This window comes from Sorangium sp. So ce185 (genome assembly GCF_051526825.1).
GTDB lineage: Bacteria > Myxococcota_A > Polyangia > Polyangiales > Polyangiaceae > Sorangium > Sorangium cellulosum_D.
The window spans coordinates 11,228,423-11,248,598 of the sequence record NZ_CP150316.1; the positions used below are offsets into that span (position 1 = coordinate 11,228,423).

17 protein-coding genes are annotated in these 20,176 nt (G+C 71.2%); 8 read left to right on the plus strand and 9 right to left on the minus strand.

The genetic code is table 11. The annotated features are described in order from the left end of the window. Window positions 1–263: 263 nt before the first annotated feature. Both glnA and WMF26_RS41330 read right to left on the minus strand, forming a co-directional pair. Window positions 264–1,676: a type I glutamate--ammonia ligase gene (gene glnA / locus WMF26_RS41325; protein WP_437333624.1), complete on the minus strand. Its 1,413-nt coding sequence runs from the start codon at window positions 1,674–1,676 to the stop codon at window positions 264–266. A 141-nt stretch (window positions 1,677–1,817) separates the two neighbouring features. Beyond that, window positions 1,818–2,156, minus strand: a complete 339-nt coding sequence (locus tag WMF26_RS41330) for a P-II family nitrogen regulator (RefSeq protein WP_020740275.1) — start codon at window positions 2,154–2,156, stop codon at window positions 1,818–1,820. A gap of 651 nt (window positions 2,157–2,807) precedes the next feature. Here WMF26_RS41330 and WMF26_RS41335 point away from each other — a divergent pair. The 7 genes from WMF26_RS41335 to WMF26_RS41365 all read left to right on the plus strand — a co-directional run bounded on the left by WMF26_RS41335 (window position 2,808) and on the right by WMF26_RS41365 (window position 14,139). Then, entirely contained in the window at window positions 2,808–5,537 is a 2,730-nt protein-coding gene (locus WMF26_RS41335; protein ID WP_437333625.1) for a serine/threonine protein kinase, read from the plus strand. 4 nt (window positions 5,538–5,541) lie between these two features. After that, entirely contained in the window at window positions 5,542–6,117 is a 576-nt protein-coding gene (locus tag WMF26_RS41340; RefSeq protein WP_020740276.1) for a GNAT family N-acetyltransferase, read from the plus strand. An 80-nt stretch (window positions 6,118–6,197) separates the two neighbouring features. Further along, window positions 6,198–7,760 (plus strand): sensor histidine kinase, encoded by a 1,563-nt coding sequence (locus WMF26_RS41345; RefSeq protein WP_437333626.1) that lies wholly within the window; start codon window positions 6,198–6,200, stop codon window positions 7,758–7,760. Continuing rightward, window positions 7,757–9,676, plus strand: coding sequence for a sensor histidine kinase (locus WMF26_RS41350; RefSeq protein WP_437951615.1), 1,920 nt, complete (start codon window positions 7,757–7,759; stop codon window positions 9,674–9,676). The genes WMF26_RS41345 and WMF26_RS41350 overlap by 4 nt, the downstream gene beginning before the upstream one ends. 92 nt (window positions 9,677–9,768) lie before the next feature. Then, window positions 9,769–10,791, plus strand: coding sequence for a Holliday junction branch migration DNA helicase RuvB (ruvB, locus tag WMF26_RS41355; RefSeq protein WP_061628269.1), 1,023 nt, complete (start codon window positions 9,769–9,771; stop codon window positions 10,789–10,791). Window positions 10,792–10,915: 124 nt separating this feature from the next. After that, the gene (locus tag WMF26_RS41360; protein WP_437997231.1) at window positions 10,916–12,943 is read left to right on the plus strand and encodes a PAS domain S-box protein; all 2,028 of its coding nucleotides are present in this window, start codon (window positions 10,916–10,918) and stop codon (window positions 12,941–12,943) included. A gap of 35 nt (window positions 12,944–12,978) precedes the next feature. Further along, window positions 12,979–14,139, plus strand: a complete 1,161-nt coding sequence (locus tag WMF26_RS41365) for a sensor histidine kinase (RefSeq protein ID WP_437997232.1) — start codon at window positions 12,979–12,981, stop codon at window positions 14,137–14,139. A gap of 22 nt (window positions 14,140–14,161) precedes the next feature. On the opposite strand, the gene WMF26_RS41370 is transcribed toward WMF26_RS41365, so the two are convergent. The 7 genes from WMF26_RS41370 to WMF26_RS41400 all read right to left on the minus strand — a co-directional run bounded on the left by WMF26_RS41370 (window position 14,162) and on the right by WMF26_RS41400 (window position 18,633). Further along, a complete protein-coding gene (locus WMF26_RS41370; RefSeq protein ID WP_437333630.1) occupies window positions 14,162–14,680 on the minus strand; it encodes a hypothetical protein in 519 nt (172 codons plus the stop codon). Further along, window positions 14,680–15,387, minus strand: a complete 708-nt coding sequence (locus WMF26_RS41375; protein WP_437997233.1) for an anti-sigma factor family protein — start codon at window positions 15,385–15,387, stop codon at window positions 14,680–14,682. The genes WMF26_RS41370 and WMF26_RS41375 overlap by 1 nt, the downstream gene beginning before the upstream one ends. Beyond that, complete coding sequence (locus tag WMF26_RS41380) at window positions 15,384–16,190, minus strand: sigma-70 family RNA polymerase sigma factor (RefSeq protein WP_437333632.1); 807 nt, start codon at window positions 16,188–16,190, stop codon at window positions 15,384–15,386. Before WMF26_RS41380 ends, WMF26_RS41375 begins: the two co-directional genes overlap by 4 nt. A gap of 122 nt (window positions 16,191–16,312) precedes the next feature. Further along, window positions 16,313–17,275 carry a S1C family serine protease gene (locus WMF26_RS41385; RefSeq protein WP_061628275.1) on the minus strand — a complete coding sequence of 321 codons (963 nt, stop codon included), beginning with the start codon at window positions 17,273–17,275 and terminating at the stop codon, window positions 16,313–16,315. 182 nt (window positions 17,276–17,457) lie between these two features. After that, on the minus strand, window positions 17,458–17,760 hold the full coding sequence (locus tag WMF26_RS41390) for a DUF1844 domain-containing protein (protein ID WP_061628276.1): 303 nt from the start codon (window positions 17,758–17,760) through the stop codon (window positions 17,458–17,460). Continuing rightward, window positions 17,757–17,987 (minus strand): hypothetical protein, encoded by a 231-nt coding sequence (locus tag WMF26_RS41395; RefSeq protein ID WP_020740286.1) that lies wholly within the window; start codon window positions 17,985–17,987, stop codon window positions 17,757–17,759. Before WMF26_RS41395 ends, WMF26_RS41390 begins: the two co-directional genes overlap by 4 nt. Window positions 17,988–18,027: 40 nt before the next feature. After that, the gene (locus WMF26_RS41400; protein WP_437997234.1) at window positions 18,028–18,633 is read right to left on the minus strand and encodes an FKBP-type peptidyl-prolyl cis-trans isomerase; all 606 of its coding nucleotides are present in this window, start codon (window positions 18,631–18,633) and stop codon (window positions 18,028–18,030) included. Window positions 18,634–18,948: 315 nt separating this feature from the next. Here WMF26_RS41400 and WMF26_RS41405 point away from each other — a divergent pair, with 315 nt between their 5' ends. After that, window positions 18,949–20,169, plus strand: coding sequence for an efflux RND transporter periplasmic adaptor subunit (locus WMF26_RS41405; protein ID WP_437333635.1), 1,221 nt, complete (start codon window positions 18,949–18,951; stop codon window positions 20,167–20,169). The last annotated feature ends 7 nt before the right edge of the window (window positions 20,170–20,176 follow it).

A 20,176-nucleotide genomic window follows, 5' to 3' on the forward strand; every position in this document is an offset into this window, starting at 1 on the left:
CCCGGCGGATGGACGAGCGGTACCGCGGGCCGCTCGGTCCAGCAGGAAGCAAAAGTTCGCGGGCCGCGGAGACGACAGCCGGCCTCGCGGCCCGAGGGGCCGCGGCGATGGACGGAAAAGCCTGGATGTCGAGGCGCCGCGGCGCCTCTCGCGTCACCGGCGCTCGACGAACGGGGTGGCGAGCGATGAAGAGCGCGGGCAGCGAGGGTCGCAGCGCGGTTTCCCGTGCGCCGGACCCTGCGCTGCCCCTCGGGCGGGGGTGATCAGACGTCGTAGTAGAGGAAGAACTCGTGCGGGACCGGGCGGAGCCGGATCGCGTCGACCTCGCGCTCGCGCTTGTAGTCGATCCAGGTCTTGATGATGTCGCGGGTGAAGACGTCGCCGCGGAGGAGGAACTCGTGGTCGCGCTCGAGGGAGCTGAGCGCCTCGTCGAGCGAGCCCGGCATGTGCGGCACTTCCTTGAGCTCCTCGGGCGAGAGCGCGTAGATGTCCTTGTCGAGCGGGTCGCCCGGGTCGATCCGGTTCTGGATGCCGTCGAGGCCGGCCATCATCATGGCCGCGAAGGCGAGGTACGGGTTGCAGCTCGCGTCCGGGAAGCGGACCTCGATGCGGCGGCCCTTCGGGCTGTTGCCGGGCGGCAGCGGGATGCGGATCGACGCCGAGCGGTTGCGGCTCGAGTACGCGAGGTTCACGGGCGCCTCGTAGCCCGGGACGAGCCGGCGGTAGCTGTTCGTCGTCGGGTTGGTGAGCGCCGCGATCGACTTCGCGTGCTTCAGGATGCCGCCGATGTACCAGAGGCCCGTGTCGGACAGCCCGGCGTAGCCGTCGCCGGCGAAGAGCGGCTTGCCCTCCTTCCAGAGCGACTGGTGGCAGTGCATGCCGCTGCCGTTGTCGCCGAAGAGCGGCTTCGGCATGAACGTCACCGACTTGCCGTGCTTGCGGCCGACGTTCTTGATGACGTACTTGAACCACATGAGGTTGTCGGCCATCGTGGTCAGCGTCGAGAACTTGATGCCGATCTCGCACTGCCCGGCCGACGCCACCTCGTGGTGGCCGACCTCGACCGCGATGCCGGTCTCGATCAGCGTGGACATCATGTCCGCGCGCAGATCCGCGAGCGTGTCGGTCGGCGGAACGGGGAAGTAGCCCTCCTTCGACCGGATCTTGTGGCCGAGGTTCAGGCCGGCCTTGCCGGTGTTCCAGACCGCCTCGTCGCTGTCGATCTCGTAGAAGGCGCCGCGCGGCGAGCTCTCGTAGCGGATCGAGTCGAAGACGAAGAACTCGGCCTCGGGCCCGAAGTAGGTCGTGTCAGCGATGCCGCTCTGACGGAGGTGGTTCTCCGCCTTCTGGGCGATGTAACGGGGGTCGCGGCCGTAGGGCTGGCCGGTGACGGGGTCGCTGATCTTGCAGATCAGGCTGAGCGTCTTCTGGGCGTGGAAGGGGTCGAGCTTCGCCGTCGTCGGATCGGGCGTCATCAGCATGTCGCTCGCGTTGATCGGCTGCCAGCCGCGCACCGACGAGCCGTCGAAGCCGATCCCCTCCTCGAAGATGTCCTCGTTCAGACGGGACACCGGGACGGTCGTGTGCTGCCAGATGCCGGGCAGATCGATGAACTTGAGATCGACAAATTTTACGTCGTTTTCCTTCGCAAACGCGACGACATCTTTGGCCTTCATGATCTTCTCTTTCCTCGCTGACTCGCTGCTCTCGCTGGATGTGATTCTACGGCGCGCTGGCTCGTGCTCGCTGTTGGCTGCCTGGGTTGTCGAGCCTGCGACCCGCTGCGAATGCCCTGTAACGCTCTGCCCGCGGCTCGCCTAGATGGCGTCCTCGCCGCGCTCCCCCGTGCGGATCCGCACGGCCTCCTCGACGGGGACGACGAAGATCTTGCCGTCGCCGATCCGACCCGTCTTGGCGCTCTTCTCGATGGCGTCGATCACGTCGCCGACCATGCTGTCCGGCACGACGATGTCGACCTTCACCTTCGGGACGAAGTCGACGACATACGCCGACCCTCGATAGACCTCCTTCTTGCCGCCGGTCCGACCGAAGCCCTTTACCTCGGTCACCGTCATGCCCTGAATCCCGACCTCGGCGAGGGCGTCCTTGACCTCGTCGAGCTTGAACGGCTTGATGATCGCCTCGACCTTTTTCATTGCGCACGCCTGTGGTGACCGGGTGCCCGCCAGGGTAAAATCCCGGGCGAGCACCCGAAAAGCCCCGCCGGAGCAGAGCCGGTAAAGGGGGGACGCCTCCGCCGGCGGCCTCCCGTCGATGTGCCGGGCGCCGCCCGGCCTCCGATCCGTGACGGGGTCCGCCCGGCCTGCCGAGCATTGCCCCGACGCTTGTCAACGACTCAGGGGCCCATCCAGCAGAGCTGGATCGGCGACCCTTCACCCCGGGCGCTGGCGCAGCAACCCGAGGTCCAGGCTGGTGTACCCAAGCTCATGTTTCCGGAATGTTTCGCGCACTGCGCGTGCGTGAGAAAAGTGGTTCCGGCCTCCGGAAATCAGAGCCCGCTTACTTTTTTCACCGCCCCGGCGCCCCGCCCCGGGGAGCCCGAGGAGGGGCCCCGGGCGGAAGCGCGCCCGCCCCCCTCGCCCAGGCGCCGGGGTGGGTCCGCCTCCTCCTTTCCCGGGCCGGCGCCGCCCCCCGGCTCCGTCCGGGCGATGGCAGAGCCCGCCTCCACGGCGCCCCGAGGGGGTGGCTCCCCCTCCCGGACGGGTCCCCCCGCGCTCGCCATTGTTCTTGCGACCCGGCTCGAATAGTCTCCGCTGGCGAATCCAGTCGCGGGACAGCCCTGCCTGATGGCTTTGCCGAACAAAGCGAAGATCCCGGTAGGCACGGTCCTCGCCGGAAAATACCGCATCACACGCGAGATCGGGCGCGGCGGCATGGCCGCCGTGTACGAGGCCGAGCACATCGACATCGGCAAGCGCGTGGCGATCAAGGTGCTCGCACAGGAGCTGACGACCTCCGCCGTTGTGGTCGAGCGCTTCCTCCGCGAGGCCCGAGCCGCCGCGTCGATCCGTAGCCCGTTCATCTGCGACGTCTACGACTCCGGCAAGCTCGACGACGGGCGGCCCTTCCTCGTGCTCGAGCTCCTGGAAGGCGAGTCGCTCTACGAGCGCATGACCGTGGTCAGGTACCTCGATCCGGAGACCACCGTCGCGGTGGTGTCCCAGGTGTGTCGAGGGCTCACGAAGGCGCACGCCGCCTCGATCGTCCACCGCGACCTCAAGCCGGAGAACATCTTCCTCACGAAGGACGAGGAGGGCCGGCTCTGCGCGAAGATCCTCGATTTCGGGCTCGCGAAGTTCTACGCGCCCGTCGACGGCGGCGACGCGCAGGCGCGCCTCACCCGCGAGGGCGCGGTCTTCGGAACGCCGGCGTACATGAGCCCGGAGCAGGTGCGCGGACAGGGGGCGGTCGATCATCGCGCCGACCTCTGGGCCCTCGGCTGCATCACCTACGAGTGCCTCACCGGCCGCACCGTCTGGCAGACCGAGCAGGGCGTCGCGATGACGTTCGCGCAGATCGCGAACGCGCCGCTGCCGCAGCCCTCGGCGCTCCGCCCGGATCTGCCGCCGAGCTTCACCGTGTGGTTCGAGAAGGCGCTCGACCGCTCGATCGATCGCCGCTTCCAGACCGCGAAGGAGTTCGCCGACGAGCTCTCGATCGCGCTCGGCGTCGCGCAGCCGACGCCCCCGCGCGGCGCCGAGCCGTCGCAGGCGGGGGTCCTGCCGACCGGCGGCGACCCGCCAGCGGACGTGACGTTCGATCCGCCGGGGGTCGTCCGTGTGACCCCCAACGAAGCGCGGCGCACCGTCCCCTCGGGCCCGGCGGAGCGCGGGCTGGATCCGTTCGCCGGGCTGGACTTCTCGAGCTCACCGGGCGGCACGCCGGCCGGGCGCGTGAGCCAGGGCGCGGGGCAGCAGATCACGTTCTCCGGGGGCTCGGGCGAGGCCTCGGTGTCCGATCCGCTCGCGCAGCGCTCGCCGCCGAGGCGCGGCGGGGCCGGTCGCGCGCTCGTCGTCTTCGGCGTGCTCGTGCTCGCCGCGGGCGCCGCGTACGCGGGCTACCGCCAGTTCCTCAAGCCGACGACGCTGCCGCCCGTCTCGTCGAGCGCCGCGCCGCCGCCGGTCGTCAGCGCGCCTTCGTCCTCCGCGTCGGCGGCCGCCGTGCCGGCGCGCGCCGACGCCCAGCCCGAGCCGCCGGGCCTGCAGTGGCCGCCGCTCGTCGCGCAGGCGCAGGAGTCGATCGCCGCCGGCGATCTCAAGGCCGCGCTCCGGCTGCTGAGGGACGCTCAGGAGAAGGGCAACCACCCCGTGCCTCGGACCTTGATCGAGCACGTGCAGGTCGCCCTGAAGGACGCGAGCGGCAAGGCGCCGTGCCAGCTCACCGGGCTCGCCCGGCCGCGCACGCACGATCTCGTGCGCGAGGGCGGCCGCGCCATCGGCGCCAGCCGGCCCTCGATCTCGCTCGGGCCGCGCGGCGCAGTGATCACCTGGACGGACTCGCACGAGGGCACCGAGCACGCGTACACGGCGGCGCTCGACAGCGCGATGCGCCCGTCGTCCCCCGCGCTCGACGTGACGCCCGAGGGCCGCGCCATCGGTCGCCCCGAGCTGACGACCGCCGGCGATCGGCTGGTGCTCACGTACTGGGACGGCAAGGGGCCCGAGGCCGGCGTGTACGTGCGCTGGCTCGACGCCAGCGGCCGGATCGACGGCCCCGCGATGATGGTCGCCCGCTTCCCTCGCGGGGGGAACTCCTGGCCCTCGCTCACGCGCGCCCCCGAGGGGTTCGTGATCGCGTGGTCGGACGACGGGGACAACGCCTCCTCCGAGGACCTCTTCATGCGCCGCCTCTCGCCGAACCTCGATCCGGTCGGCGAGATCATCCGGCTCACGGACGTGACCCCGACGGGCCCGTCGAAGCCGCGCGTCCGCTTGCCCTCGATCGCGGTGACGAGCGACGTGATGCACCTCGCCTTCCGCTTCGATCGCGATCCGATGCGGGTCATCCAGTACATGCGCCTCCCGCTCGCGAGCGCCGACAAGGGGCTCCCGCCGGCCGCGCCCGGCAAGCGCGCCGACCGCGCCCTCGGCGAGCTGTCGCTCGTGAACAGCGACCGGGCACGCAGCGACAGCCCCTCGCTCGCGTGCGGCGCGGCCGGCTGCTTCGTCGTCTGGCACGGCGAGGCGCCGATCGGGGGCGCGTCGGCTGCGTACATCGATCCGGCCAAGGGGCAGCCGCTCTGGCGCAAGAGGTTCTCGAAGACCGGCGCGCGCCCGTCGGTCGCGATCGCGCCGAGCGGTCAGGCCCAGCTCGTCTGGTTCGAGCAGGGCCGCATGCTGACCGCATCGATCAACCGCGACGGCATCGGCGCGCCCACGAAGTTCGCCCGCGTCAGCGGCGATCAGCCGGCGCCATCGATCAGCCCCGGCGCGAAGCCCGGAGAGTGGTATGTCGCCTGGCTCGACTACGAGGCGGGTCATCTCGAGCCCTACGCCGCTCGCATCCAGTGCCGGTGACCCCATGCTCATCCTCCCACCTCGAAGCGAGGTCCGCGCCCGCCCCATCGAGACCGAGCGGCTGCTCCTCGTGCCGATCGATCCGTCCGACGGACCGGAGCTCTGGCTCGCGGTCAGCGGCTCGCGCGCGACGCTCCAGCGCTGGCTGCCCTGGGTGCAGTTCCACACGGATCCGGCCGCGAGCGTGCGCTTCGCCGAGGCGTGCGCCGCCGACTGGGATCACGGCAGGGCGCTGCGCTTCGTCATCCGCGAGCGCGCGCACCGCACGCTCGCCGGGGTGGTCGGGCTCGAGTCGTGCGTGCACCTGCACCGCTCCTGCGAGCTCGGGTACTGGCTGCGCAAGGAGGCGACCGGGCGCGGCCTGATGACCGAGGCCGCGAAGGCCGCGCTCGGGTTCGCGTTCGGCCACATGGGCGCGCACCGGGTGCGGGTCGCGGCCGCCACGGACAACCACGCCTCCCTCGCGGTCATCGGGCGTCTCGGGTTTCGCTTCGAGGGCATCGCCCGGCAGGCCGAGTGGTGCGACGGCCGCTGGCTCGACCACTCCGTCTTCGCGCTCCTGGCGACCGACCCCAGGTGAGGCGGGTAAGCCCCATCGCGCTCCGGGCGCCTGAGGCGGCCCGTACGCCGCCCGAAGCGCGCTAGCATCCTGCCCTCGCCGTGGCTCGCCGTCGCCTCATCCGCTGGCCTCGCGGCACGATGCCGCTCGTGCCGCTCGCGCCCGCGATCGTGATCGTCGTGGGGATCGCCACGGCGGTGGCGATCGCGCTGATCGGCATCCGCCAGCTCGCCAGGATGAGCGATCAGGCCGCGAGCCTGCGCGCGGAGGTGCTGGCCGCGACGCTCGCGGCGCGGCTCCATGGGACCGCCGACGCGGAGCGGACCGAGGTCCTCGGGCAGGCGGCGCGGCGGACCGGGTCGGAGATCCTGCTCGTGGAGCAGAACGGCCACGTGCTGGTGAACGAGAGCTTCGGCGCGCCGGCCAAGGCCGACATCTTCCAGATGCTCACGCGGGGCAAGGGCGAGGAGACGACCTCGCTCGGCCGCGTCCGGTTCGCGGCGCGCCCGCTCCGCCCACCCCTGTCCCACCTCTCGGTGCTCACCTTCGTCTCGGCGCCGACCCCGCCGCCCGACTCGCTCGCCCTCGGCAACGCGGTCGCGGCGCTCACGACGCTGCTGCTCGGCGTGGCGGTCGCGGTCGCGCTCTCGTTCACCAAGGCGGCGCGCGACGACGTCGACTACCTGCGCGAGCGCATCACCGCGATGGCGCGCGGTCACGGACAGAGCGCGTCGAGCACCGACCTCATCCAGACCGAGCCGGTGCCGATCAGGTCGCTCGACCAGGTGGGCCTCCTGACGGCGGCCTTCAACCTGCTGATCACCCGCTTCGCCGCGGCGGAGCGCTCCTACCGGGCGGATCTCCAGCAAGCGTCCGCGATGGACCGCGAGCGCTCGGCGTTCCTCGCGGGGCTCAGCCACGAGCTGCGCACGCCGCTCAACGCCATCCTCGGGTTCGCGCACGTGCTCGAGAGCGAGGTCGACGGGCCGCTCAGCCAGGACGCGCGCGAGGCGCTGTCCGTCATCCGGCAGAGCGGCGAGCACCTGCGCACGCTCATCGACGACATCCTCGATCTGTCGGCGCTCGAGACGGGCAAGCTCCAGCTCTCCCGCCGCGCCGTCAACCTCCGCGTCCTCGTCGATCAGGTGATGCGGGAGGCGTCCGCCGCCGCGCGCGACAAGCCCATCCAGCTGCGCGTCACCGGGGAGCACGGCCTCCTCGCGCACGCCGATCCGCGGAGGGTGCGGCAGATCCTGACGAACCTCGTCTCGAACGCCGTCAAGTTCACGGCGCGCGGCTCGGTGGCGGTCCACATCGCGGCGCGCGGCCGCTACGCGACCATCGCCGTCCAGGACACCGGCCCCGGCATCCCGCCGGAGGAGACGTCGGCGGTCTTCGAGGAGTACCGGCAGACCGGCGACGTGCGCTCTCGCCGGGCCGGGACGGGGCTCGGGCTCTCGATCGCGCGGCGCCTCGTGATGATGCACGGCGGGACGATCCAGCTGGAGAGCGAGCTCGGGCGGGGCTCGACCTTCACGATCACCCTGCCGCTCTGGGTCGCCCCGCCCCCCCAGCCCGCGCCGGTCCAGCCGCCCGCGCCGGACGCGGCGGCGACGCCCGTGAGCGAGCCGGGCGGCGGCCGGCCAGGTGGGAGGATCGTATGAACGAAGAGCGCATGAGGGACGACGCGATCCACTTCGCGCGGCGCGTGCTCGTCCGCCAGGCGCTGGTCGGCGTCGCCGCGTTCGGGGCGATCGCGGCGCTCGCGCCGAAGCTGCTCATCCTGGAGCAGGACGTCGCCGCGAGCGTGCTCTCGGTCGGCGCCAAGATCGCGCTCGCCGCGATCGTCGCGACCACGCTGCTGACGCTGCTCCGGCTGCGCACGCACCGGAACCTGCTGCGCTCGCTCATGATCGGCTCGCGCGACATCGATCACGAGGAGCTCGAGCGGTTCGCCGAGCTGCCGCCGTCCTTGGCGCTGCGCTTCGTGCTGGCGAGCTCGACGATCTCGAGCCTCACCATGATCCCGGGGATCAGGCCGGAGAAGCTCGACGACGGCCGGGCGGTCAGCCTGCTCATCCTCGCGATCACGATCCTCTGCGCGTCCGCGATCCCGCACTACGTGTTGACGCGCGCCACGACGTTCAGCCTCTTCGAGATCAGCCCGGCCGAGGCGATCGGCTCGTTGCTCGAGACGGCCGAATTTTACCAGACGCCGCGCCGGCGGGTCACCTACAAGCTGCTCCTCGCCGTCGCCGCGCCGGTGCTGCTCGTCGGCGTCGGGGCGGTGCTGATCGCGAACGCGCACCTCCAGACATTCATCGAGCGGAGCCGGCGCACGACCGCGGGGCTCATCGCGCGGACGGCGCTCGATCCGTCGCTCGGGGCCATCGCGGAGGCCGATCGCAACGACGTCGTGGCCGCCGCGGCGGAGTACGGGTTCCTCGCGCGCGTACAGCACGACTGCGTGAGCGCGGAGCCCTCCTTCGGCCGCGAGGCCGACGGGCAGATCGCCGTGATCACGCCGCTCGACGGCGGCTGCGCCAACATCCGGTTCTCGGCCGACCTCGAGCCCTCCGCGGCGATCTGGGGCGCGCTCGTCGCGCTGCTCGCGGTGCTGGTCGCCGGCGTGCTCGGCAACCTGTTCGGCCGCGTCCTCGCCGCCGATCTCGTGCACGCCACGAAGCAGGTGCGCCTGCTCGGCACGGACAGCGTGCTCCGCGGCGCCACGCAGATCGCCCGCCCCGCCCGGTTCGCCGTCGTCGCCCGGCTCGGTCACGCCATCGAGGATCTCGCCGAGCGCTTCCGCGTCTTCGCCGCGGCGCAGGAGCGCGCGCTCGAGGCCCGCGAGGCGGCGCAGCGCATGCGCGGCCTCCTGTTCGCGAGCGTGAGCCACGACCTCAAGAGCCCGCTGAACGCGATCCTCGGGTTCGCCGAGCTCGTGGGCCAGGAGGACCTGACCGCCGCCCAGCGCGAGAGCCTGGAGCTCATCTCGACGCGCGGCCGCGAGCTCCTCGGCCTCATCGAGTCGATCCTTGACGCCGCGCGCGTCGAGGCCGGCCAGCTCACGCTCGAGCCTCAGCCGACGTCCGTCGGCGCGCTCATCGCGGGCGCGATCCGCAAGGCGCGCGAGCTCGCGAGCGACGCCGACGGGGAGGTCGTCGTGGAGGTCGGCGACACGCTGCCGCTGATCCCCGTCGACCAGGCGTACGCGACGCGCGCGATCGCCGTCATCGTGGCGCACGCGCTCCGGACCGGCGCGGCCGACCCGTCCGCGCGCCTCGTGCGCCTCACCGCGACGATGGCCGGCGAGTTCAACAGCGAGGTCCGCATCGACATCGAGTACGGCAGCCGCGACGTGCCGCCCGACGAGCTGGAGGCGCTGTTCAGCCGGCAGACCACGGCGCGCGGGCGCGGCCTGACCCTCGGCCTCAGCCATGCGCGCTCGGTGATCGAGCTCCACGGCGGCTCGCTCGAGGTCGACGGAGCCCCGGACGGCCGCCCGCTCTGCCGCGCGCGGCTGCCGCGCGTCCCGCCGCCGCGCCGCCCTCGCCTCTCGTCGGTCCCCGCGCTCGGCTGACCTCGCCCGCAGCCGCCGGCGGCGCGCGACGCACGCTCCTTCCGCGCGCGGGATCGCTTCCCTTCGCCCTCTGCCCGCGGTACTCCCGGGGCATGCCTGAACGGGCGCTCTCTCCTGCCGAGACAGGCGACGACGATCGCTTCGACCGTCTCTTCCGGCCGGCCTCGCTCGCCGAGTACGTCGGCCAGGCCAAGCACACGGAGAACCTGAAGGTCTTCGTCGAGGCCGCGCGCCGCCGGCACGAGCCGCTGGACCACATGCTCTTCTGCGGCCCGCCCGGGCTCGGCAAGACGACGCTCGCCCACATCCTCGCCCGCGAGATGGGCGTCACCCTCCACGTCACGAGCGGGCCGGCGATCGAGCACAAGGGCGCGCTGGCCGGGCTGCTCACCAAGCTGGAGCGCAACGACGTGCTCTTCATCGACGAAATCCACCGGCTCACGCCGGCGGTCGAGGAGAGCCTCTACCCCGCGATCGAATCGTTCAAGATCGACATCATGACCGGCGACGGCCCGTACGCGACGACGATCCAGCTCGCGCTGAAGCCGTTCACGCTCGTCGGCGCCACGACCCGCACCGGGCTGCTCACCGCGCCGCTGCTGTCGCGGTTCGGCCACGTCGTCCGCCTCGATTTCTACCCCGTCGAGGAGCTCGAGCGCATCGTGCAGCGCAGCGCCGGCCTGATCGACGTGCCGATCGACGCCGGGGGCGCGCGCGAGATCGCCGCGCGTTCGCGGGGCACCCCCCGCGTCGCCAACCGCCTCCTGCGCCGGGTGCGCGACTTCGCCGAGGTGCTCGGCGACGGCGCGATCACCATGGCGATCGCGCGCAAGACCGCGGAGCGGCTCGAGATCGACGCGGCCGGCCTCGACGAGATGGACCGCAGGCTGCTGCGCGTCATCATCGATCACTACGACGGCGGCCCGGTGGGCGTCGACACCCTGGCCGCGGCGCTCAGTGAGCCGCGCGACACCATCGAGGACGTATACGAGCCGTTCCTGCTGCAGCAGGGCTTCCTCGGCCGCACGCCCCGGGGCAGGATCGCGACCCGCCGCGCGTACGAGCACCTGGGCATCGCGGCTCCCGCGGCGAAGCAGGGGGATCTCTTCTCTTGACCCACGCCGCGCGCGCGGCGCCCCGATGCGCCGCGCCGCCCGCCACGTTTGGTGAGCGGGCCAGCGTTGCGCCGTGAGCCGGAATTCTCTCATCGCTCCAGCGTGGAATCGATAAGCTTGCGGTGTGTCTCGCCGTGATCCTGTGCTCGTCGTGGATGACGACGCCGTCAGCCGGCAGATGCTGCTGCACGCGCTGGCCGACGCGGGCATCGAGACCGTCGCGGTCACCTCGGGAGCGGAGGCGCTCGCCTGGCTCAAGGCGAGCGTACCCGCGCTTGTGCTGCTCGATCTGGTGATGCCGCCCCCGGACGGCTACGTGGTCCTCAGCGCCGTACGGGACGATCGCCGCACGCAGGACGTGCCGGTCGTCGTGCTGACGGCGCTCGACGCGGACGAGGACGTCGCCCGCGCCTTCGAGCTCGGCGCGGACGACTTCATCCGCAAGCCGTTTCGCCCGGCCGAGCTCATCGCCCGCATCCGCGGGCAGCTCCGGATCCGCGATTACGTCGACGCGCTCGCGCGCAAGGAGCACGACGCGAAGGTCGTCCTCGAGCTGACGCAGGCGCTCGCCTCGACGCTCGACTTCCGGAACATCCTCTTCACGGTCGTGCGCCGCATCGCCGAGGTGGCGCGCGTCGATCGCTGCAGCATCGTGCTCGTGCGCGACTCGGGCGACGTCGGCTACGTGGTCGCCGCGAGCGACGACAAGGAGCTCCGCGATCTGCCGATCGATCTCGGGAAGTACCCGGAGATCCAGCGCGTCATGCGCACGGGCGACGTGCTCGTGATCGACGACGCGAAGGCGCACCCGCTGTTCGACATCGTGCGTGCCGAGCTCCCGGAGAACGCGTTCCGCTCGCTCGCCCTTCTGCCGATCCTGTTCGAGGACAAACCGCTCGGCGTGCTCTTCCTGCGGGGGCGGCAGCCGGTCGCCCCCCACACGCACGAGCTCTCGCTGGCGCGCACGGTCGCGAGCGCCACCGCGATCGCCCTGCGCAACGCGCGCATCCTGCAGTCGCTCCGCGATCAGACGCAGCAGAGCACCTTCGCCCGGTTCGAGGCGGAGCGCCGGCTCAAGGCGCTCCAGCGCTACGCCGACTTCTTCCACTCGACCGCGGACGGCATCATCGTCGTCGATCCCGACGGCCACATCCTCTTCTCCAACCCGCGCGCCCAGGCGATCACCGGGCGCACGGCGGAGGACCTCGAGAAGGCGAACCTGGCCGACCTCGTCGATCCCCGCGAGCTCCCGCTCCTCGAGGAGATCCGCGCCGGCTTCGCCAAGGGGTCGTTCCCGCACATGGTGGACTTCACCGTGAGGCGGGGCGTGCCCGAGCACGAGAAGCTCATCCTGAGCTTCAGCTTCAGCAGCGTCCTCCGGGAGGAGAGCGGCGCCGTCCTCGTCAGCTTCCGCGACGTCACCACGGAGCGCGCCACCGAGGCGGAGCTCACCAAGACCAAGGAGTTCTTGGAGCGGGTCATCGAGAGCTCCGTCGACGCCATCGTCTCGGCCGACATGGCGGGCGTCGTCCTGCTCTTCAACCGCGCCGCCGAGCGGATCTACGGCTATGACGCGAAGGAGGTCGTCGGCGCGATGAACGTCCGCGCGCTCTATCCCGACCACAACGCCGAGCAGATCATGAGGCTCATCCACGCGAAGGAGCACGGCGGCCCCGGCCGACTCGAGGGCTACCGGACCGAGGTCCTCGCCAAGGACGGGTCGCGCATCCCGGTGCACCTCTCCGCGGCGTTGATCTTCGAGAACGGCGTCCCGGTCGGCTCCGTCGGCATCTTCACCGACCTGCGCGAGCGGATGCGGATGGAGGCCCGCCTCACCGAGGCGCAGGAGGAGCTCCGCGCTCGCGAGAAGCAGGCCATCATCGCGGAGCTCGCGGGCGCGGCCGCGCACGAGCTGAACCAGCCCCTCACCAGCGTGCTCGGCTACGCCGAGCTGATCTGCCGCCGGATCGACGACGCGTCCCCCATCAAGGGGGCGGCGGCCACGATCCGCAGCGAGGCCGAGCGGATGGCGGAGATCGTCCGCAAGATCGGCAAGATCACCCGCTACGAAACGAAATCTTATGTCGGCGCCGCGAAGATCATCGATCTCGACCGGTCGAGCGGCGACGACCCGAACAGGGGGATCGGGTGAGCGGGAGGAGCGCGGAGCGCCTGGGGAAGCGGCCGTTGTCCGACGCTCCGGTCACGCTTCGAAAGCCCCTCACCCGGGACCTCCCGCTCGAGTGGATCGACAACCTGCTGATCGCGTCGAGCGAGCTGGATCCGTCCGCTTCCATCGAGCAGCGCGCCTCGGCGCTGCTCGGCGCAGCCGCGAAGATGCTGCCCGGCTGCGGTCTCGGCGTGTACATCCCGGGCGCGACGGGCGCGCAGGCGGTCGTCCGGGTGTCGCCGCGCGCTCGCCGCGACGACGGCCGCGATCCGGCGCGGCTCCTCCCGGAGTTCGCCTTCGAGCGCGTCGCGGCCATCGAGCCTGAAGGGCGCTCGACGATGCACATCGCGGCAGACGACGCCGTGTACCTCGACAGCGCGCCCATCCAGGCGCTGGTCGACCGGCTCGTGCTCACCCTGGGCGCCTCGCTCCGCGAGGCGCGCGCGCACGAGTCGCTGCGCGCCCAGGTCATCCAGGCCGAGAAGCTGGCCTCCCTCGGGAAGATGGCCGCCGGCGTTGTGCACGAGCTCAACAACCCGCTCACCTCGATCCTCGCCTACTCCGAGTACCTGCGCCGCAAGGGCGAGCGCAGCGGCTTCGATCCCTCGGACATCGAGCGGCTCGCGAGGATCAACGAGGCGGCGGACCGCATCCTCCGCTTCTCGCGCGACCTCATCACCTACGCGCGGCCGTCCACGGAGAAGCCGGGCGCCGTCTCCCTCCACGACATCATCGAGCGCGCGCTGGTCTTCTGCGAGCACCTGCTCGACCAGACGGGCGTCACCGTCGAGCGATGCTTCGGCGAGATACCTCCGGTGCGGGGCGTCATCGACCCGCTGACGCAGGTGTTCGTCAACCTGTTCACGAACGCCGCGCACGCGATGCACGAGCACGGTGGCTGTCTCGGCATCACCACCGCGACGTCGCCGGAGGACGGTTACATCACGGTGACCATCCGGGACGAGGGGCACGGGATCGACATCGAGCACTTGCCGAGGATCTTCGACCCCTTCTTCACGACCAAGACCGACGGGAGCGGCACCGGGCTCGGCCTGAGCATCGTCAGGAACATCGTCGCCTCGCACGGCGGCAGCATCCGCGCGGAGGCGTGCGCCCCGCGCGGGGCGGCCTTCTACCTCGACCTGCCCGTCGCGCTGCCGTCCTCGGGCCGTCGCTGAGCGGGAGCCGAGCGCCCTCGGCTCAGGGCGCGACCTTGATGCCGAGCACGAGCACGCCGCCCTGGTGCTGCTGACCCGCCACGAAGAAATTCTCGCCCGCCTTGGCGTTCACCTCGAGCAGCGGCAGGAACGTGTTGCCGCCTGGCTTCTGGATGCTCGCGCTGACGACGAAGCGCTTCGGCTCGTCCTGCTTCTTCGCGGCCACGACGTCCTTCAGCGACACCATGAGGACGCTGCCGTTCGGCAGCTTCGTCGTGGTCGGCTTGCCCTTCTGCAGGCTGATCTTCAGCCGATCGAGGAGCTTGTAGCTGTTGTACGCCGAGAACGGCGGCTTCCCGAGCTCGGGCATCTTGCCGATCTTCGGATCGATGCCGGACCCGTCGTTCGTCGCGTGGAGGACCACGACCTCGGTCGTGATCGCGGCGTCGGACGGCGCCGCCGGGGCGGGCGCCGGCGCCTTGCCTTGCGCGACGGCGGGGGAAGGGCTCACGCCGAGCGCCAGGACCATGATCGCGGTGATCGCACTCGCAAGAAATCTCATCACTGTCCTCCCGGACCCTCATCGGAGAGCCAAACCACCGTGGTCGTCGGGCCTGAGGCCGCGGCCTCCCGCGGAACGTAGAAGATGGACCCCATGCGCGCCCCGAAGTCGACCGCGGCGACCTCGACGCCCGGCTCGATCTCGCCCTCAGCGCTCGGCGCGGCGACGGGCTCGTGCGTCGGTGCGGCGGGCGGCGGGGCGAGCTCTGCGGAGGACGCCGGCGCGGTCAGCGCCGCGCTGGGCGCCTCCACGTCGGTCCGACCCCAGACCATCATCGCGGCGGCCGCGGCCACGGCGAGCGCCGTCAGCGCGAAGATCCCGCGCGCGTTGTCGTTGGCCGGCGATCCCTGGAGCTGCGCCCGCGCGCTCGCCTCCAGCGCGGCCGGCGGCGACGCCGCGACCGGCTGCACCGCAGCGCCTCCGTTGGCCTTCGCGGCCGCCCCCTGCCCTTCGAGGATCTTCGCCATGACCCCGTCGGCGATGCCGTCGGCCGCGCTGGAGGCGAGAGCGCTGTCCCGGATCATGTCGGCTGCGGTGACGAGCCCCGCGACCTTCGCTCGGCAGCGCGGGTCGTGGAGCACATACTCCTCCACCTGCCGATGGCGCGCCTCATCGAGCTCACCGTCGACATAGAGCATCAGCTCCAGATCCGTCGGCGGGGCGCTCGCATCCCCGTGATTCGCCTTGCTGCTGTTGGCGGTGCTCACGCGATCTCCTCCGGGTCCTCTGCGGCTCCCTTGCCCTCTTCCTCCGCGTAGCAGTCAGCGAGGGCGCGCTGAAGCTTCTGACGGGCGTGGAACAGGCGGCTCATGATCGTCCCCTTCGAGACCCCCATCGCCTGCGCCATCTCCTCGTAGGACATCCCCTCGACCTCCCGCATCAGGATCACGCCTCGGTGGTAAGGCGGCAGCGCGTCGAGCGCGGCCTGGATGCGCCCGGCGATCTCCCGACGGCGGACGACGTTGAGGGGGTCGGCGCCGTCGATCCGGGCGACGAGCGGGAAGTCGGACTGCTCTTCAGCCGCCTGGTTTTCCTGGAGCTCGAGGTCGCGGCGCCCCGGCTTGCGCATGAGGTCGATCGCCAGGTTGGTGACGATCCGGTAAAGCCAAGTAAAAAACGAGGAGCCGCCCTGAAAGGAGCCGAGCCCCTTGTAGACGCGGAGAAACGCGTCCTGCACGAGCTCGCGCGCGTCGTTCTCGTCGCGGACGAGCCCCATCGCGATCGCGAACGCCCGGCGCTGGTGCCGTTCCACGAGCGAGCGGAACGCCGCCTGGTCCCCCTTCTGCGCCCGCTCGATGAGCTCACGATCTTCCTCCGCTTCCCGCCGTCGTGCCTCGCGATTGGACGCACGGGCGGAAGCGCTATTCAGGCGCGCGTGGAGCTGCTCCGCTCGGCGGTGGTCGCCCCCCGCGGGCAGGTCGTCACCCGCCATGTCGCCCGGCGCGTCGCCGGGAGGGCCGGGAGGTGCGACCGGCTCGAGCTCGTCCGGGGAGGAAGGTAGAGAGGCCACGGGGTCAGCTTACCTGAGGAGGCTGGGGGGCAAGGAACGTCGCGCGGCGGATGCCCAGGCCGGGCGCGCGGTGGCCGGCGGGCGTGCCGGGCACAAGGTCGTTACGCTCCGCGTTGCCCGGCTCACGGCTCATCGGCCTCCTCGTTGAGCTCGGGGAGCTCGCCAAGCGTGAGGCGCACATCGAAGACCCGCTCGAGCCGCGCGACGCGGAGCGTAACGACCTTGTTCACGCCGGCGATGCTCGCCATCCATCTGAGCTCGTTCGGGTCGGAAATCGGCTTTCCCTCGAAGCCGATGATCACGTCGTCCGGCGCGATGCCGGCCCGGTCCGCGGGCCCTCCCGCCACCACGGTCTTCACCCATGCCCCCTTTCGATCCGGCCGCTTGAGCCGCCCCGCCTCGATCGAGTTGAGGACATCGACGATCACCCCGACCTGGCTCCGGCGGATCTTCCCGTCGCGCAGCAGCATCGGCAGGAGCTGCCGCACCATGTTGATCGGGATCGCGAACCCGATGTTGTTCGCGTTGGCGCGCACGGCCGCGTTGATGCCGACCACCTCGCCCTTGAGGTTCAGGAGCGGGCCGCCGGAGTTGCCCGGGTTGATGCTCGCGTCCGTCTGGAGAAAGTTGAAATAACCGCTCGGATCGAGCCCCTTCACGTCGTCCCGGGTGCGGCCCTTGGCCGAGAGGATGCCCGCCGACACCGTGTGGGAGAGGCCGAAGGGGTTGCCGATCGCGACCACCCAGTCGCCGACCTCGATGGTGTCCGAGTCGCCAAGCGGCAGCGACGGGAGCCCCTTCTCCTCGACCTTCAGCACGGCGACGTCCGTGTGCTTGTCGCGGCCGACGACGGTCGCCTTGATGTCGCGTCCGTCGACGAAGCTCACGAGGATGTCCGTCGCGCCCTCGATGACGTGGTTGTTCGTCAGCAGGAAGCCCTCGGGGTCGTAGACGAAGGCCGTCCCGAGCCCCTCGGCGACCGTCCGGCGGCGGCCGCCCGGGTGCTGCTGCCGCTCGACGCGGGCCTTGACCGTGGCGACCGCTGGGTCGGCCCTGCGCGCGAGCGGCGCGAAGGAGCCGGGCATGCCCTCGGACCGGACGATCGGAGGAGCCGGCATAGGAGGAGGCGGGGAGAGGCTGACCACCGGCACGGCGCCCGGAGGGACGGCGGAGCTGCTCGCGCCGGAAGAGTGGCCGGGAGAGGCCTTGTTGCACGCGGCGACCAGCCAGGCGAGGAGGACCCACGAAAGAGCCCTGGCGCCGGCGGTCACGAGCGTTTCGAGACCTCGAGGTAGCGCATCCGCAGATCGTAGAGCGCCTGCTCGAGCAGGCGCTCCTCGTCACCCGTGAGGTTCCCCTTGGTCTTCTCCTGGAGCAGGGAGAGCAGATCGATGTCCTGATGCGCGAGGACCAGGTTCTGCTCTTCCCTGCCGTCAGGGCTGGGTGCGTCGCCCAGGTGCACGTACGCGGAGCCGATGATCGACAGCACGAACGTCGAGAAGTCGAGCGTCGGCAGCTCCGGGGGGCCCCCGGCCGGAGGGAGATCCTCCTGCTCCTTCGCGTCGCTCACTCGGACCCTTCGTCGTCGAGCTCAGGCTCGACCCGCGGCGCGTGCGCTGCCCCGCCGAGCGCCGGCTGATCGACCGCGATCGTCTCGGCCTGCTCTTCTGCATCCGGCAAGCTCGCGAGGTGCGCCTCGATGGTCGCGGCGCTCAGCGTACCGCTCGCCAGGAGGCGCTCGCGCACCCGGCGATCGAGCTGCAGCTCCGTCAGCTTGCCCTTCTCACCTACGGTCATGATGTGATCTCCTCGGACAACCCGCCCGTTTGCGGCGGGCTTAGGACGACTTCTTCGAGAGCGTCACGAGCGCCTCTCCATGGCCGTGCTCGTGAGGATGGCCATGATCGTGGTCATGGTCGTGATCGTGATCGCAGCAGCCCCCGCTCTCGGACTCCTCGATGCGCTCCTCCAGCTCGGCTTGAGCCTGCGCGATCTCCTCCTCGCTGGCGGCGCGCACCTCGCTGACCTGGACCTGGAAGCGCACCTTCTGGCCTGCCAGCGGGTGGTTCGTGTCGACCCGGAAGCCGTCGGGGAGGATGTCGACCACGCGGAGCGCGACCGGCTCGCCGTCCGGCCCCTGGGCGACGAACTCGTCGCCGACCTCGACCTCGCCCGCATCGGGGAAATCGGCCTTGTCGACCTCGAAGATGCCGGAGTCCTCGCGCTCGCCGAACGCCTCTGCCGGCTCGACGGTGATCTCGCGCTGCTCGCCGGCGCGCAGGCCCTCCAGGGCGCGCTCCAGGCCAGGCACGATCTGGGCGTATCCGTGCACGTAGATGAGCGGCTCCGCGGTCGACGCCTGGTCCACCGCCTCGCCGTTTTCGTTGAACAGGACGTAGGACAGCGTGACGACCGTGTCCGTTGCGATGGGCAGAGACTCCATAGGCGGCGGATGGTTTGCCATGGCGGTTCCGCGGTTTCAAGCGAGCCGCGCCTGCGCAGCGGCATGCTATGAGGACGTCCGATGGCCGATTCCATGGCTCGGGCGACCGGTCGCGACCCTCTCGACGCGTCGGCCCCTGCGACGCAGGCCACCCCGGAAACGGAGCGCGTCCGCCCCGGCGAGGCGCAGCCGGGCGGGGCACGACCGGCCTCGGCAGCGCCTCCCCCGCGCGGCGGCGCGTCGGTCCAGGGCCCGCGCGCGGGTGGACCGCCTCCCGGTCGCGGACGGGAGAGCCTCGAGCAGGAGCTCTCGAAGGTGGGGACGAAGCGCTGGCTCGGGCGGCTCGGCGTTCTGGCGATCATCGCCGCGCTCGTCGCGGGGATCGTCGTGTGGAGGATCCGGACGAGGCCGCCGCCGCCGCCGCGCTACGTCACGGGCGACATCACGACGGGCGACGTGATCGAGCTGGTGCAGTCGACGGGGCAGGTCAAGCCGCTCACCGAGGTGCAGGTCGGCGCGCAGGTCTCGGGGCGAATCACCAAGGTTTACGTGGACTTCAACAGCATCGTGAAGGCCGGCGACGTGCTGGCCGAGATCGATCCGACGCTCTTCGGGGCGCAGATCGACTCCAACCAGGCGCAGCTCGAGGCGGCCAACGCGAGCGTCGTGCGCTCCGAGGCCTCGCTGGGGACCGCCAAGCAGCGGCTCGAGCGCGCGAAGAAGATGGTCGCGGAGGGGGTGGGCTCGCAGGCCGATCTCGACACGGCGCAGGGCGCCTACGACGTGGCGCTCGCCGACCTCGCGGCTGCGAAGGCGCAGGTGGCGCAGCTCAGGGCGGTGCTCCGCTCCTCCACGACGAACCTCCAGTACACGCGCATCTTCTCGCCCATCGACGGCGTCGTCATCAGCCGCGCGATCGATCCCGGGCAGACCGTGGCGGCGAGCTTCCAGGCGCCCACGCTCTTCGTGATCGCCCAGGATCTGCGCAAGATGCGCGTGCTCGCCGACATCGACGAGGCGGACGTGGGGCGGCTCCGCGAGGGCATCGAGGCGGACGTCAGCGTCGACGCCTTTCCGGGCGAGACGTTCCGGGGGACGGTGAGCCAGGTGCGTTACAGCCCGCTCAACCAGTCCGGCGTCGTGACGTACGCGGCGGTCGTCGAGGTCGACAACCCGGACGTCAAGCTGCGGCCGGGCATGACGGCCACGGTGAGCATCCGGTCCGCCGAGGCCAAGGGGGCGCGGCGGCTGCCGAACGCGGCGCTCCGGTTCAAGCCGGCCCCGGAGCGGGACAAGGACGGCAAGGAGATCAAGGCGCCGCCCCTCGAGCCGCTCCCGCCGAAGAAGGGCCGCGTCTACGTGCTGACCGACGCCACGCCGGGCGCGGAGAAGATCGAGCCCCGCGTCGTCGACGTCGGGATCACCGACGGCATCTTCACCGCGCTGCTCACCGATCTCGGGCCGGTCAAGGTCGTCATCGACGAGAACGACGGTCCATCCACGGGCGGCAGGGGGCGCGGCCCCCGGCTGTTCTGAGGCGCCG

Excerpts from the sequence above, each read along its gene's own strand:
- ruvB (WP_061628269.1), top strand. The coding sequence starts at position 9,769 with ATGCCTGAACGGGCGCTCTCTCCTGCCGAGACAGGCGACGACGATCGC.
- WMF26_RS41370 (WP_437333630.1), bottom strand. The coding sequence starts at position 14,680 with ATGAGATTTCTTGCGAGTGCGATCACCGCGATCATGGTCCTGGCGCTC.
- WMF26_RS41340 (WP_020740276.1), top strand. The coding sequence starts at position 5,542 with ATGCTCATCCTCCCACCTCGAAGCGAGGTCCGCGCCCGCCCCATCGAG.
- WMF26_RS41385 (WP_061628275.1), bottom strand. The coding sequence starts at position 17,275 with ATGCCCGGCTCCTTCGCGCCGCTCGCGCGCAGGGCCGACCCAGCGGTC.
- WMF26_RS41400 (WP_437997234.1), bottom strand. The coding sequence starts at position 18,633 with ATGGAGTCTCTGCCCATCGCAACGGACACGGTCGTCACGCTGTCCTAC.
- WMF26_RS41330 (WP_020740275.1), bottom strand. The coding sequence starts at position 2,156 with ATGAAAAAGGTCGAGGCGATCATCAAGCCGTTCAAGCTCGACGAGGTC.
- WMF26_RS41350 (WP_437951615.1), top strand. The coding sequence starts at position 7,757 with ATGAACGAAGAGCGCATGAGGGACGACGCGATCCACTTCGCGCGGCGC.
- WMF26_RS41335 (WP_437333625.1), top strand. The coding sequence starts at position 2,808 with ATGGCTTTGCCGAACAAAGCGAAGATCCCGGTAGGCACGGTCCTCGCC.
- glnA (WP_437333624.1), bottom strand. The coding sequence starts at position 1,676 with ATGAAGGCCAAAGATGTCGTCGCGTTTGCGAAGGAAAACGACGTAAAA.
- WMF26_RS41395 (WP_020740286.1), bottom strand. The coding sequence starts at position 17,987 with ATGACCGTAGGTGAGAAGGGCAAGCTGACGGAGCTGCAGCTCGATCGC.